We start from the raw sequence: 13779 nt of genomic DNA on the forward strand, positions 1-13779 counted from the left end.
TTCGTTACAGATGACGTCGTAGAAGACTCTCTCTTTCACCGTCGGGTGTGTCATGAACCTCACCTACTCTCCATATGGAGAGTAGCACCTATACTCTCCATATGGAGAGTGCCCATCATGCGAATCGGGGCGGTTCCGACCGTGCCCGCGAGGAGTTGCTGGACGCCGCGCAGCGCGCTTTCGCGGAGCGCGGCTTCGAGGCGACGGCTCTGCGTGACATCACCGACACGGTCGGCGTCGCACACGGAATGGTCCGCCACCACTTCGGGTCGAAGACCGGGCTGTGGCGGGCGGCGGTGGACCGGGCCGTGGACCGCTACCGCAGCACACTGGCCCCGCACGCCGTCCTCGCTCCCCAGGACCCGGCCGAGGTGCGGGCGGCCACCCGGGCGGCCGTCCGCGCGTTCCTGGACGCCAACGCGCACCATCCGGCCCTGCTACGCCTGATGTTGAACGAGAGTGTGCGCGGCGGTGAGCGCCTGGACTATGTGCTACGGCAGTTCGAGCCGGTCGCCGCGCTGATGGCACCGTTGTTCCAGCAGGCCCAACGCGCCGGATACCTGCGCGGGTTCACCCAACCGTCCTTCCTGCTGTTCCTGCTCACCGCCGGGGCCATGCCGTTCGCGCTGCCGGCGCTCTCCGCCGGCCTGCTCGGCGCACCGCTCGACCCAGGCAGTCCCCGGGCCACAGAGCACATCGAGCGGATTCTGAGCATCCTCTACGGACCCGACGGGGGCTCCGAGTAGAGCGCTGAGTCGATAGAGCGCCGAGTCGTCAGAGCAGAGCCCCGCACTCGCGCGGCCGCGACTGCCGTCGGTCATTGCGGCCCGGCGTGCCCCTTCCAGGTGGGGACCTGCCCCAGGTCGAGGTGGACCGTCAGGGCACTCGCACGTCGTGGTGCACAGCAGCAGAGCGTCGTTCCGCGTCCGTGAGGTCCTCGTCCTTGACAGGCGAGACCAGTGCCCAGTGTCCGCCGACCGGGCAGTACTGCCAGCGAAACCATCCCAGGCGGATGGACTTCAGCGACGCCCCCGGCACCCAGATCGTGGTGAACAGATGCCCGTCCCGGCACTTCACGACGGTGTCGCCGCCCACCTTGTAGCCAAGCCGCCGTGCGACGACGGTCCCTGCCGCGAGGATCACCACGGCGAGGCCGATCGTGGCAAGCTTCCGCTCGTGCGCTGAATTCACGTCCATACGTCCCAGTGTGCCGCGCCGTGACCCGCCCCGGTCCGAACGGGACGCCCGGATCGGTTCGGGACGGGCGTGGATCCTAAATAGGTCAACCGCAATGAAAGGTATCCCACATGGCAACGCCACCAAGCCCTGACGTATCAGAGTGGGCTGAACATGGGCGGCGGGTCATCATGGATGTGGCCGATATGCTCGGGTTGCCGCCAAAAGTCTACTCGCGGGATGCTCAGCAGTTGATTCCGCCCCTGCAGGACTACGTGTCCAAGCTCCCGCTCAACGAGTTCGAACAGTCTGACTGGGTCACGCTTCACACGGACCTCCTCTTCTACGTGGCCGACTATCTCATCCAGCGGTACGGCGCACGCTGGGTCGTAGCCAACGATCCCAATGCTCCGCGCGGTTATCGTTACGCCATCGAGGCACAGGGAAGAGAGGGGCAGATTCGACGAATCGATCCGGCCGACGTGGTAATGACCGAGTTCAACAATCTTCCCATCGAGATCACCCGTATGCTGGCCAGCGCAGAGCTCCCACTGAGGCTGACCACTGCGGGCGCGGAGTAGTCAGTGACGCCGACCCTGACCCGCCACGACTTCCCCGTGGACAACATGGACGAAGCCATGGCGCCGATCGTCCAGAGCACCGAAGATGCGCTCTCGGAACTCGAGACATCGGAATTCGACCGATTCGACGCTCTGGATTACTCGCTGACCGTCGCCAAGTGGACCTGCCTGACGGATCCCGTGGCAGGGGAGTTCCCGACGTGGGAGGCATGGGTCACTGCGATGCAGGTCGGCTCGGGCCTGTTCATCTCGGGCGCCGCAGCGGATGGCCCCGTCCCGTGCCGTATTGGAAGCAAGGGCGAGATCAAGAACCTCCCTGCGACCGGCCCTCAGGAGTACCTGCACGCGGGCAATTGGCTCACCTCGTACTACCTGGCCATGATCTGCCGCGACAACGAGCGCCTCGACCAACTGGCCTGTATTCCCGTGTCGTTCCTTCGCGCTTCGGGAGTGGAGTTCGACGAGTACATCTATGCGTGGGTGGAGACCCTGCAGAACGCCTGGTTCGGCAGCCAGGAGACCTGGGACACACTGGTCACCGCCATCAACGCCATGGACCCGGCGGCACCCCACATCGCCAGTGCCGAACTCATGCTGAAGATCCTCTACCCACCGCTGGAAGCCTTCCATCGCTACCAGCGGCAAGTGCCGGAACCATTCCCGGACGCGGAGCTAATCGACCTTGGGAAGACGGCCAACGGCGCCCACCAGTTCGACCAGGTCTATCGCCTCGACCACGGCAGGGGCGACTTGCTCATTGTCGAGGCCAAGGCGCCGGACGGGAGACTTGGCCGGCGATGGGGTGAGGCGGATCAGGCGCGCCGAAGAGTAAAGCAGGGCACTGTCGAATACGTGAAGACCATTGCTGAGTTGATGGAGGCACGCGGCGGAAAGGAAGCCGATATCGCTGCTGAAATCAAGCGCGCCCTTCGACGGAAGGAAGGGCTTCAATACATCCTGGTCCAGGCCGCTCCGCATACCGGGACGTACGCTGGTGCCGCCGTGAAGTATTTCAAGATCTTCTAGGGGAGAAGCAGTGCCCGTCGTTGTTCCTCGCCATGACTGCCCCAGGGAGGACCTGACGGCAGATCTGGCGGTGCTCAGTCGCAACGTGACATGGGCACTTGAAGACCTGGATGTATCACCGGACGCGATCGGTGATGCGCTGAGTTCGGCGCTCACCCGTGCCGAGACTCGTTGCCTTGCCGATCCACCGGTCGGCCTGTTCGAGACGTGGGACGCCTGGGTGACAGCCATGCAGGCAGGCAGCGCGTTGTTCGATGCGGCTCTGGCCGGCGAGGGATCGATCCAGGCTCGTATTGAGCACGAGGTACGAAGCATCCCCGCGTCCCGTCCTCAGGCGGCGGATGCCGGCAACTGGATCACAGCGTTTTGGCTGGCGGTTGTCTGCCGTGAGAAGGACCGCATGGCCAGACTGTGCCACGTGCCGGTCGAGTTGCTGCGGGCATCGGGCGCGGAGTATGACGAATACGTCTACACGTGGATGAAAGCGCTCCAGGCGTACTGGCTCGCAAGGGACGACTTCGGCCAGCTGCTGGTCGCTGCCGCTCAAGGGACCCGTCCTGAGGGGCTGCGGATCGCCAGCCCGGACTTGATGTCGGTGATCCTCTGGTCGCCGATCGAGCTCATGACCCACCTCGTGCGCGACGACCGCGCTCGGTTCAACGATTCCCTTGCCTTGGCGCTGCGGCGCCACAAGGAGTACTGGACAGCGGATGAAGAGCGTGCGCGCCGCAGCTCTGGGCTTGTTGCACTGGGACCTCTTGCCATTGCCTGCTTCGCCCATGACGCCGGGTTCCCCATCGACGTGCAGTCGGATTACCTTCCGAAGGCGCTCTTGGAAGGGGCATGGGCAGGCGAGTTCGAGACCTGATGATTGCAACTGCGCCTGCTTCGGCCTCTCATGACCTGCGGTGGCCCACTTTGTGGGATCAGGGGTGCGGGTGCCTGACTTCAGCGAACCGGAATTGAGTCATGTCAGCCCAGGATTACGACAGTCAGCTTCTTGAGTCGGTGGCGGTGCGGCGTCGGCGGTTGCGTGACGCCGTGCTGTTCGGGGCGCAGCGGCAGCGGCGCACGGTGGACGAGCGGCTGGGGAAGGCGTTCGCGGGTGTGGTGATCGCGGCTGTGGTGTGTGCCGGGTGCGTGGGGTGGTCGTTCGTCTCGCACCGGGTGATCGGGAAGAGCTCGTACGGGACATCCGTGCCTGCGTCAAGGCCTTCCGTGCCCGCCTCCGGCCCGGCCACGGGTGGGACGGCGCAGGGGGCGGACTCGGCCCGATGATAGGTTCGAACGCGCTGTTGCCGGAAGTGATGTGTCTGCTCGACGACCGGGTGGGCGAACGGCCGCAGGTCCGGCACCTGATGACGGCCGACGGCAGTGCCCTGGAGCCGGATTCGACGCTGGAGTCTGCGGAGGTGCCTGACGGCGCCGTGCTGCGGCTGGTGCGTATCGAGGATGCGCCGTCCGCTCCGGTCGTCCATGACGTGAGTGATGAGGCGGCCGGCGATGTGGACGTGCGGGCCTGGCGGTGGGATGCGCGGGCGCGGCGGATCGTGGCGGCGGGCGCGGGTGTGCTGTGGGCGCTGGCCGCCGGGTTCATGACGCAGGAAGGGTACGAGGCCAAGGGCGCCGGTAGTGGGCTGCTCGTGGTCGCCACGGTGGCCCTCGCCGCGGGTGCGCTGCTCGGGCGGGCCGGACGCAAGGGGCTTGCCGCCGCCTTGATCGTGGCGGCTGCCGCGGTGGGTGTGCAGGGCGCGTGGTCGCTTGCCGACGCCGAGGGATGGTCGGGGAGTGTGCGGTTGGCGGCCATGGCCGCGGTGGTGGTCGTGGCGTTGGTGCTGCTCGGTCGGTGTTCGCCGTTCGGGCGGGGTGCTGTGGTGGGCGCCGGTGCGCTGGCCGGGGCCGGGGTGTGCTGGGAGGTCGCACTCGCGTTTCAGGCGGGCGGGGCGAGCCCGGTGGGCTCGGCCCGGACGGGGGCACTGCTTGCGGTCCTGTCCGTGGTGGCACTGGGTGTGCTTCCCCGGCTTGCGTTGACAGCGTCGGGACTCGCAGGGCTGGACGACCGCCGCTCGGCGGGGTCGTCCGTCAGCCGCTACCAGGTGACGACCGCATTGGCCGCCACGCACCGGGGGCTGGCCCTGGCGACGGTGGTCACGGCCGTGTCCGGTGCCGTCGCCGGAGTGCTGGCGCTGCGCACGGTGACCGTGTGGACGGTGCTGGTGGCGACGGCCGTCACGCTGGCCCTCGCGTTGCGGGCACGTGCCTATCCGCTGGTCGTGGAGGTTTAGGGCAGCGGGCGACGGCCGCCCTCTGCGCCGCTGCACCCTCCCGTCCCGGAGCAGGCGGCTGCGCAACCTGCGGATGGGTCCCCGCAGTCTCAGGCTCCGTCCAAGTCGGCCCCCGATGTTCCCTCCGAGGCGGCCCCCGATACTCCGGCCGAGGCGGCACCGCCGCCAGTGAGCCCTTCGCCCCCGCCCCACGCTTCCGCCCTACCACCCGTCCCTGGGCCCTCGCCGGAGCCCGTCCCTGGGCCCTCACCGCAGCCCGCGCCAGGACATCCGCCGGTCGCCCAGCCGCCGCAGAACGCCTCCCCCGTCCCCCGTTCCCCCCGCCATGCCCAGTTTCCGGCGGTGACGCCCGAGCCCGTGGCAACACTCGACCCGCGGCTCGCCTTCGCCCTCGGTTCACCGCGGCACGGTGACTCGGTGACCCGGCGCGCGGGCCGGTCACTGCGCAAGCTCACCTCGTCCGCCGCGCGGGATGTCGCCGAGGAGACCCAGCTCGCGGGTGCATTGCAGCAGCCCGTGACCACGGGCCGGGTGATCGCGGTGACGTCGATCCGCGGCGGCGTCGGCAAGACCACCACCGCGGCACTTCTCGCGCGCACTCTCAACCATTACCGGCACGACCCGGTGCTCGCCCTGGAGGCGGACGCCGCACTGGGCACGCTGCCGGTGCGGCTGGGGGCCGAGGCGGTGCGCTGGTCGTGCGCCGACCTCGCCCACATCCTCACTCCGTCGATGCAACTCACCGACATCACTGGTTACTTGGTGCCCATCTCGGATGGCGGCTGGCTGCTGCCCGCGAGTCAGGGCCGCCTCGGCGCCCCGCTGGACATCCCCACCTACCGCACCGTCACGCTCGCGCTGCGCCGCTACTTCGCCGTCACGGTCGTGGACTGCGAGACACTGCCCGGCGAGGTGGCCCGTACCGCGATGGACACCGCGCATGCGCGCGTGGTGGTCGCCCCGCTCACCGCAGAAGGGGTGGGTGGCACCCGGATCGTCCTTGACTGGCTCGGGCAGTTGCCGCATGCGGCGCTCGCCTCCACCGTCGTCGCCCTCACCTCGGGCACACCTGATCTGAAACTCGACCTGACATCCGCCACGGCCCACCTGCGCGAGACGGGAGTCACTGTCGTGCACCTGCCCTACGACCGGCACCTGGCCGCCGGAGGCCCCATCAAGGCCGACCGGCTCGGCGAGGCAACCCGCCGGGCCGCCACCCAACTGACCGCCGAGGCGATGCAGCGGGCGGTGCGAGTCCGTTGACGCAGCAGTTGGTCCACCGCCCGGCCCGTTCGGTCCGTCCGCTGCCGCCCCTCCAGGCGCGCACCATCGAACCACCGCCCAACCTGCCCGAGGGCAAGATGGGCAACGGGGCCGCGGCGTTGCTGCCCATGACCGGCGTCATGGGATCGGTCGTGATGATGACCGTGATCCGCTCCAGCCAGTTTGCCGGTCTGGGTGCCGTCGTCCTGGTCATCGCGCTGCTCGGCGCGGTGGCCCTGTTCCTCTCCCAGCGTGGCAAGGCCCAGCGGCAGCGGCGCACACAGCGTGAGCGGTACCTGGAGTATCTGGAGGAACTGCGGGCCGAGTTGGGCGCGGCCGAGCGCGAGCGCCGCCGTGCCGCCCGAGTCCTCCACCCCGCACCCGCGGCTCTGCACGACGTCCTGCGCGACGCGGCCCGCCTGTGGGAACGGCGCCGTACGGACGCGGACTTCCTCCAGGTGAGGGTCGGCGTCGGCGACGTCCCGGTGCAGGAGCTGACCATCGGTCACAGCACTGCCGGGGGCGTGCTGACCCCTCCGGATCCGTTCATGCTCAACGAGGCCCGCGCCGTGCAGGCCCGGTTCGCCACCACCTCCGACCATCCGCTGACGGTCCCCCTCGACCGGGCGGGCAACGTCAGCATCGTGGGCGACCGTGAGGGCGTCCTGCGCGTCGCACGGGCCCTGCTCATACAGACGGCCGTGACGCACGCCCCGGACGACGTGGCCATCGCACTCGGCACCCCCGGGGACCGCGTCGAAGAGTGGGAGTGGACGAAATGGCTCCCGCATGTCCTCGACCCACAAGCCCACGACCCACAAGCCCACGACCCGCAGGCCCACGACGGCGCCGTCGCCGCGCGTCGCATCGCCCCCGACCTGATCCAGCTCGCCCAGGTGATCGGCCCGGATCTGAAGCGGCGCGCCTCGTATGCGGCCGAGGTGCGCCGCGGCCTGTCCGACACGAAGGCGCTCACTCTCACCGACCGGCTGCTCGTGGTGAGCGACGTGTACGGCGAGAACGCCGTCGAACTCCCGCGTCCCGACACCGCCGTGGCCCTGCCGGACATGGGGGTCACGGTCCTGCATCTTCTCGCCGAACAGGTGCAGGAACCCGATGACGTCTGCGTGCGCATCACTGTCGACGACGACCGGATCACGGTGGAGGACCTGCGCCAACAGCACGTCGTACGGACGCAGGGCATCGTGGACCACGTGAGCCTCTCCGGGGTTGAAGCTCTCGCCAGGGCTCTGGCGCCGCTGCGCCTGTCCCCCGAATCGGCCGCCGAGGGTACGCCGGTTTCGGGCCCGGTGGACTTCCCCGGGCTGCTCGGCATCGACGATGTCGCCGCTCTCGACCTGACCCGGCAGTGGGCAGCACGCGGCGAACAGGACTTCCTGCGGGTACCGATCGGTCTCGACGACCGGCACGCGCCGGTGCTACTCGACCTGAAAGAGTCCTCGCAGCTCGGCATGGGCCCGCACGGGCTGTGCGTCGGCGCGACCGGATCCGGCAAGAGCGAACTGCTGCGCACCCTCGTACTCGCGCTGGTGACGACGCATCCGCCGGAGGATCTGGCGATGGTGCTCGTCGACTACAAGGGTGGTGCCACGTTCGCCCCGTTCATGGGTTTGCCGCATGTGGCGGGCGTCATCACCAATCTGGAGAACCACGCCGGTCTCGTCGAGCGTGTGCACACCTCCCTCGCCGGTGAGATCAAGCGACGCCAGCAGGTACTCAAGGACGCCGGGAACATCGCCGACATCGGCCAGTACCGCGCCCTGCGCGCCACCACCCGCCCCGGCCTGGAGGCGCTGCCGCACCTGTTCGTCGTCATCGACGAGTTCGGTGAACTGATCACCGCCAAGCCCGATTTCATCGACCTGTTCCTGTCCATCGGGCGGATCGGCCGCTCCATCGGCGTCCACCTGCTGCTGTCCAGCCAGCGCATCGAGGGCGGCAGGCTCAAGGGCCTGGAGACGTACCTGTCGTACCGGCTCGGGCTGCGCACCTTCTCGGCGGACGAGTCGCGTACGGTCCTGGAGACCACGGACGCCTTCCACCTGCCCCCGCTGCCCGGCTTCGGTTACCTGAAGGTCGACACCTCGACGTACACCCGCTTCAAGGCGGGCTTCGTTTCCGGCGCCTACCGCGGTCCCGTCGTACACGAGAGCACCGCCGACGCCGAGCCGCTCGTCTGGCCTTATCCGGCGTTCAATGCCCCCGCCGCTGCGCAGGCAGCCGTAGCGGACGAGGAGACGCCGGTATTGCGTGAGCGTGCGGCGGGGCCGACGGTCCTGGCCGTCGCGGTCGGCCAGCTCGCCGACGCCGCCGAGCCGGTACGCCGCATCTGGCTGCCGCCCCTGCCCGAAGCCCTCAGCCTCGACACGGCCGCAGGCCCCGTTCAGGCGTCCGCCGACGGCCTCCGACTCGCCCGCGCCGACGGCCCGAACGGCCCCGACGGCCCGGACAGCCCGGACAGCCCGTTGCGGGTACCGCTGGGTGTCCTCGACGATCCGGCCAGGCAGTGGCAGGGCCCGTGGGTGCACGACCTGAACACCGCGGGCGGACACACGGCCGTCATCGGCGGCCCGGCCGCCGGAAAGACGACCCTGCTGCGCACCCTGGCTCTCTCCCTCGCCCTCACCCACACGCCGCGCGACGTCGCCGTCTACGGTCTGGACCTGGTGGGCGGCGGCCTGAGCGCCCTGGCCGGTCTGCCGCACGTCGGTGGCATCGCCACCCGCGCCGACCACGAGCGCGCCGCCCGCACCGTCGCCGAAGTACGCGTCATGCTCGCCGAGCGCGAGGAGATCTTCCGTGAGCGGGGCATCGACTCCATCGACCAGTTGCGGGCCCTGCGTGCCGGGGGCGAGCTGCCCCGGCTCGGCTCCACCGACGTGGTGCTGCTCATCGACGGATTCGGCGCGCTGCGCGACGAGTTCGCCCATCTCGACGACGACGTGGCCGAGCTCCTCAAACGCGGCAGCGGCTACGGCATCCACGTCGTGGCCGCCATGCTCCGCTGGAACGACGTACGCATCGCCACCCAGTCCCTGTTCGGCAGCCGCATCGAACTGCGCCTCAACGACCCGGCCGACTCCTGTATCGACCGCAAGCTCTCCCACACCCTGTCCGCGGACACACCGGGCCGGGCCCTGACGGACGGCAGACTGTTCGTCCAGACGGCACTCCCGCGCATCGACGCCCACGCCACCACGGAGGACCTCGGCCCTGCCCTGGAGCAGACGGCGGCCCGGTTGCGCGCCACCTGGCACGGTGAACTCGCCGCCCCCGTCAGGGTGTTGCCGACGAAGCTGCCTGCCGGGCGGCTGCCCTCCACCGCGGTGGAACCCCGCGCGATCCCGATCGGCGTCGGCCAGGACGCCCTCTCCCCGACCGTCCTCGACCTGTTCGGCACCGACCAGAACTTGCTGATCCTCGGCGACAACGAGTGCGGCAAGACAAACCTGCTCAAGCTCATCTCCCGCAACCTCATCGACCGCTACGGCGACGACGAACTGGTCTTCGGCGTCTTCGACCCGCGGCGCGGCCTGCGAGGCGTCATCCCCGAGCCCTATCGCGGCGGCTACGCGCACAACACGAAACTGGCAGGCGCGCTCGCCACCGGCATCGCCACCGAACTGGACAAACGCCTGCCGGAAACCGCCGACCCCGACGCTCTCACCGACGAGGTGTCCTTCACCGGCCCACGAATCGTCATCGTCGTCGACGACTACGACATCCTCACCGCGGCCGGGCAGCAACCCCTCGCCCCGTTCCTGCCGTACATCTCCTCGGCCCGGGACATCGGCCTGCACTTCGTCGTCGCACGCCGTGTCGCCGGGTCCTCGCGGGCCCTGTACGAGCCGTTCCTCACAGCGTTGCGCGAGAGCGGCGCCACCGCCCTCGTCATGACCGGCGACCGCACCGAAGGCCAGCTCTTCCCCGGCCTGTACGCCTCCGCACAGCCGCCCGGCCGCGGCACCCTGGTCCGCCGCGGCCGCCGTCACGAGCTGATCCAGACCGCCCTCACGCCCGAGGGCGAACCCACCCAGGCGCCGGCATGACCAAGGACGTCATCGCCCTCACCCAGAAGGTGCCCGATCCCCCGGCCCTGCTCGCCGCCCTGCACGCCGGCGGCCCCGACCTGAGCCTGACCACCACCGACGACGGCGCCGTCATCCAGCTGTGCACAGCGGCCGGCCGCCCTCTGGTCTCCGTCGAGGCTCCCCTCCTCATCCACACACCCGGCGAGGCCGAACGCCTCCTCGGCCCTCACATGGGGGCTCCGCAGCCGCCGTACTGGTGGACCGAGGCACGCGCATCCACCGCCGTCCCCGCGGCCGAACCCCTCGCCGCGTCGATCTGCGCACGCCTGACCATGCTGCTCGGCGGAACCACCTGGCCGCACGAGGCCACCAGCACGGCGGTCGTGGACACGGCCCAGCAGTGCGACGACGTCACCGCGACACAGCTGCCGGACGGAGCCCTGCCCGCCGTCGACGTCCTCACCGAGTCCACCGCGGTGGTACTCGCCGACCGCCCGGTCCTGGGCCTGACCACCTGGCTGTCCGACATACTGCGCACCACCGCAACAACCGGCCGGGCCCTGCACATCGTCACCCCGCCCCACGTCCGCCTCACCCTCCCCCTTCGCACGGCCCTCGGCGGCGCACCCAACCGCTGGGTCGTCCAGAACCCGGCAGGCGGCTACTACGACGGACTCTCCGGGACCGAACTGGTCTGGCAGGACGGCACGTTCACGCCCACGGGCCCACCCGCGAAGGTCGCGGAAGCCTTCACCGACGGCGCCGGACCCACCGAGGAACGACGACTCACGGTGGCACTGCGCACCGTCCGCTCCCCCGCCGCCGACCTCGTGCTCGGCGGCGCCCTGGAAACGGCCTGGCGCCACTTCACAGGCGCGGCACCCGCCGGATGGGGCACCGCTGAGCCGGTCAACCTCCCCTGGTCACCACGCCAGTTGACCGACCTGGCCCGCGACCGCTCGCCCCACCCCACCCACGCCCTCGTCATCGGCACCCCCGACCGGCCGGCCATCGCAACGCACCGCACGACACGCACCACGGCGGGCGTCGCAGAGGACATCACGCTCACCGTCGGCTACCCGGCAGGCCAGCAGGTCCCCCTGGAGGCGATCGAGCCGCTGGCCGCCGAACTCATAGACGCCCACGGCCTATCGACCATGCTGACCACCCTGACAGCGGCCAGCGCCGACCTGACGCTACGACCCCTCCTCGCCGCTCCGCCGATCCCGGTCACGTTCACACTCGGCGCCACGGACGTACACGCCACCGGACTCACCCACGCCCGCCGCCCCCCGCTCGCGATGAAACCCGTACAACTCGGCACAACCGCAGACCCGGCCCTGCACTACCCCCTCGGCGACGGATCCGACCCCGCCGCCTGGACCGCGCTCCAGACCCTCACCGCACACCTCAAGGCCCGGTCCGGCTCAGCAGATTGACAGACGTCACCGGCTGGCTCAGGGTGGGCGGAGCGTACGCGTGCCCGATCGATCGGCGCACTTGTGGCTGACTGTTGTCAGCTGAGGTTCATGCCGCAACCGGGACAGATACAGGGGCCTCACCGGGTCTCGAAACACCAGGTCAGTGGCGTGACGTGGTTTTCCCGTCCGAATCTGTGCCGACGGCCACAGCGAGCCGGATACGCGTAGGCTCATACTGAGCTATGACGAAACCTGCGGCACCGAAGCGTCATCTGCCCACCAGCCCCTTCAAGGCGCCGGTCGCACTGGCTCCCAAGCACTTCGCGATGGGCGACCAGATCACTCATGACGTGTACGGCCTCGGCCGGGTGGTCGGCATCGAGGACGGAGTCGCGGCGCTCGTGGACTTCGGCTCGGCGCAAATGCGGATCTTGAGCCCGTACGCCAAGATGACCAAGTTGTAGGACCGCTGTGTCCGGTCACGGCACGCCAAGCCCCATCAGAAACCTGTAACGAAAGGCAGACCTCTCATCGACCCCACGTCGCTGTTCTCCGCCGTGGAAGGGCGACCCCGCCGTTCCACGGCAGTATCGCCGCCTCCGACGACAAAGCCCTTCCAGGCCCCGGACTTCGGAGAGGAGGAGATCTTCTGGCCCGAGGACGCACAGGAGCCCGCCCCGGGCACGCGTGCGGCGCGGCCCAAGGCTGCCTAGCGGCAGTTTCGACGGCTACCCGCACGCTGTCTGCGACGAGGTGCTCGCAGAAGTTGCCCTCCAGGCCGTACGGGCAGTCGCACTCACCGCCCAGGCCTCCAGGCCCGTCCAGGGATGAACGTTGTCGGCGTCGCTTGAACCGTCCCCTCTGACGGCGGATCAAAATTGACTCACTGCGTGGCATCCACGGGGGGCACAGAACACGTGGCTGACGGGCGCGGGCGCCCTGTCATGCCGCATCCGACTCCGGCTGCGGCCTCTTCCTGGTCACCGCCCTGGCCGACCGCTGGGGCGTCGAGCCGTACCCGCCGACGGCACGACAGTCTGGGCTGAGTGTGCCTGTGAGGCCTCGGCCCGGACGTGCACAACGGACGAACCCGCGTGACAGTCGATCGTCAGACGGCCACCACATGCACGTCCGTCGGTGCGAGGACCGTCAGGTAGGCGTGGATGTCCCCCGGGTCGGTGGTGAAGATCACCGCGCTGCCGTGCCGGGCCGCCGCCAGTGTCACCCAGGCGTCCACCGCGTCCCGCCGCTTCTTCGTCGGCAGGGCCGCCCGTCCCAGAGCGGTGCCGATGCGCCGCCAGTCCGCGAGGTCCGGGCCCGTCGCACAGGCCAGACACTCCGGGCGGCCCGCCTTCGTCTCACGCATGGGCGGCTCGGATGTACGGGCCTGAGGAACCGTGCAGTCCTTCAAGACGCCGGACAGGGCGTGCATCAGAGCCGGCTGGGGGCGCCACACCTGGGCGAGGACCGGTCCGAGCACCAGCGCCCGGTGCGGGACCGTGCGCAGTCCCTCGTGCAGAGCCACCGCCTTCGCCTTGCGGTCGGCGAGTGCGATGAGCATGCCGGTGTCGTAGACCGGCACCCGTGCGCTCACGCGGCGTGTCCCGGACGGCGGACCTGCCGGTCCCGGCCGTGGACGAGCCCCAGGGCCTCCTCGACCTCACGGCGTTCCTGCTCCGTCAGGTCCGCAGCCGGTTCCGAGGCGGGTTCGGCGGGCAGCCCGTCCGCTGCCCGCTGCGCCCGGGCGATGAGCGCGTCCACCTCGGCGAACTGTTCCTCTATGGCATCGCTCTCGGTCATCTGGCGCGTTGCGGCATGCACCAGGTACGCCGAGACGTCCATGCCCGCCCGTTCCGCATGCTGTCTGATGCGTTCGGCCTGGTCCTGCTCCAAGCTGATACTGATGCGTGTCTTTGCCACGAAGGCATCGTAATACGCGTATGACGACAGTGCGAGTACGGCCGCTCACTCACCC

Annotated in this window: 13 protein-coding genes; 10 read left to right on the top strand and 3 right to left on the bottom strand. The window is 69.5% G+C overall.

Annotated features, from left to right (window positions below; genetic code table 11):
• The first annotated feature begins 101 nt into the window (after positions 1-101).
• Positions 102-746: a TetR/AcrR family transcriptional regulator gene (locus ACSYGN_RS12815; RefSeq protein ID WP_460395011.1), complete on the top strand. Its 645-nt coding sequence runs from the start codon at positions 102-104 to the stop codon at positions 744-746.
• A gap of 130 nt (positions 747-876) precedes the next feature.
• On the opposite strand, the gene ACSYGN_RS12820 is transcribed toward ACSYGN_RS12815, so the two are convergent.
• Positions 877-1197 (bottom strand): hypothetical protein, encoded by a 321-nt coding sequence (locus tag ACSYGN_RS12820; protein WP_460395013.1) that lies wholly within the window; start codon positions 1195-1197, stop codon positions 877-879.
• Between the two features lie 110 nt (positions 1198-1307).
• Between ACSYGN_RS12820 and ACSYGN_RS12825 the strand changes: the two genes are divergently transcribed.
• The 9 genes from ACSYGN_RS12825 to ACSYGN_RS12865 all read left to right on the top strand — a co-directional run bounded on the left by ACSYGN_RS12825 (position 1308) and on the right by ACSYGN_RS12865 (position 12268).
• Complete coding sequence (locus ACSYGN_RS12825; RefSeq protein WP_460395015.1) at positions 1308-1757, top strand: hypothetical protein; 450 nt, start codon at positions 1308-1310, stop codon at positions 1755-1757.
• 3 nt (positions 1758-1760) lie between these two features.
• Positions 1761-2783 carry an Imm49 family immunity protein gene (locus ACSYGN_RS12830; protein WP_460395017.1) on the top strand — a complete coding sequence of 341 codons (1023 nt, stop codon included), beginning with the start codon at positions 1761-1763 and terminating at the stop codon, positions 2781-2783.
• Positions 2784-2793: 10 nt separating this feature from the next.
• Positions 2794-3651, top strand: a complete 858-nt coding sequence (locus ACSYGN_RS12835; protein ID WP_460395019.1) for an immunity 49 family protein — start codon at positions 2794-2796, stop codon at positions 3649-3651.
• A gap of 101 nt (positions 3652-3752) precedes the next feature.
• Positions 3753-4061, top strand: a complete 309-nt coding sequence (locus ACSYGN_RS12840; RefSeq protein ID WP_460395021.1) for a hypothetical protein — start codon at positions 3753-3755, stop codon at positions 4059-4061.
• The gene (locus tag ACSYGN_RS12845) at positions 4058-5068 is read left to right on the top strand and encodes a ubiquitin family protein (protein ID WP_460395023.1); all 1011 of its coding nucleotides are present in this window, start codon (positions 4058-4060) and stop codon (positions 5066-5068) included. Before ACSYGN_RS12840 ends, ACSYGN_RS12845 begins: the two co-directional genes overlap by 4 nt.
• 357 nt (positions 5069-5425) lie before the next feature.
• A complete protein-coding gene (locus tag ACSYGN_RS12850; RefSeq protein ID WP_460395025.1) occupies positions 5426-6331 on the top strand; it encodes a MinD/ParA family ATP-binding protein in 906 nt (301 codons plus the stop codon).
• Entirely contained in the window at positions 6328-10401 is a 4074-nt protein-coding gene (gene eccCa / locus ACSYGN_RS12855; protein WP_460395027.1) for a type VII secretion protein EccCa, read from the top strand. Before ACSYGN_RS12850 ends, eccCa begins: the two co-directional genes overlap by 4 nt.
• The gene (locus ACSYGN_RS12860) at positions 10398-11822 is read left to right on the top strand and encodes a DUF6177 family protein (RefSeq protein WP_460395029.1); all 1425 of its coding nucleotides are present in this window, start codon (positions 10398-10400) and stop codon (positions 11820-11822) included. Before eccCa ends, ACSYGN_RS12860 begins: the two co-directional genes overlap by 4 nt.
• Positions 11823-12046: 224 nt before the next feature.
• Positions 12047-12268: a hypothetical protein gene (locus ACSYGN_RS12865; RefSeq protein WP_460395031.1), complete on the top strand. Its 222-nt coding sequence runs from the start codon at positions 12047-12049 to the stop codon at positions 12266-12268.
• Positions 12269-12912: 644 nt separating this feature from the next.
• Here ACSYGN_RS12865 and ACSYGN_RS12870 read toward each other — a convergent pair.
• On the bottom strand, positions 12913-13398 hold the full coding sequence (locus ACSYGN_RS12870; RefSeq protein WP_460395033.1) for a hypothetical protein: 486 nt from the start codon (positions 13396-13398) through the stop codon (positions 12913-12915).
• Positions 13395-13724 (bottom strand): plasmid mobilization protein, encoded by a 330-nt coding sequence (locus ACSYGN_RS12875; RefSeq protein ID WP_460395035.1) that lies wholly within the window; start codon positions 13722-13724, stop codon positions 13395-13397. The genes ACSYGN_RS12870 and ACSYGN_RS12875 overlap by 4 nt, the downstream gene beginning before the upstream one ends.
• Positions 13725-13779: the final 55 nt, after the last annotated feature.

Source organism: Streptomyces sp. YIM S03343 (assembly GCF_054729195.1).

Coding starts and splice junctions, on each gene's coding strand:
- ACSYGN_RS12865 (WP_460395031.1), top strand. CDS start 12,047: ATGACGAAACCTGCGGCACCGAAGCGTCATCTGCCCACCAGCCCCTTC.
- ACSYGN_RS12840 (WP_460395021.1), top strand. CDS start 3,753: ATGTCAGCCCAGGATTACGACAGTCAGCTTCTTGAGTCGGTGGCGGTG.
- ACSYGN_RS12825 (WP_460395015.1), top strand. CDS start 1,308: ATGGCAACGCCACCAAGCCCTGACGTATCAGAGTGGGCTGAACATGGG.
- ACSYGN_RS12820 (WP_460395013.1), bottom strand. CDS start 1,197: ATGGACGTGAATTCAGCGCACGAGCGGAAGCTTGCCACGATCGGCCTC.
- ACSYGN_RS12845 (WP_460395023.1), top strand. CDS start 4,058: ATGATAGGTTCGAACGCGCTGTTGCCGGAAGTGATGTGTCTGCTCGAC.
- ACSYGN_RS12815 (WP_460395011.1), top strand. CDS start 102: ATGGAGAGTGCCCATCATGCGAATCGGGGCGGTTCCGACCGTGCCCGC.
- ACSYGN_RS12860 (WP_460395029.1), top strand. CDS start 10,398: ATGACCAAGGACGTCATCGCCCTCACCCAGAAGGTGCCCGATCCCCCG.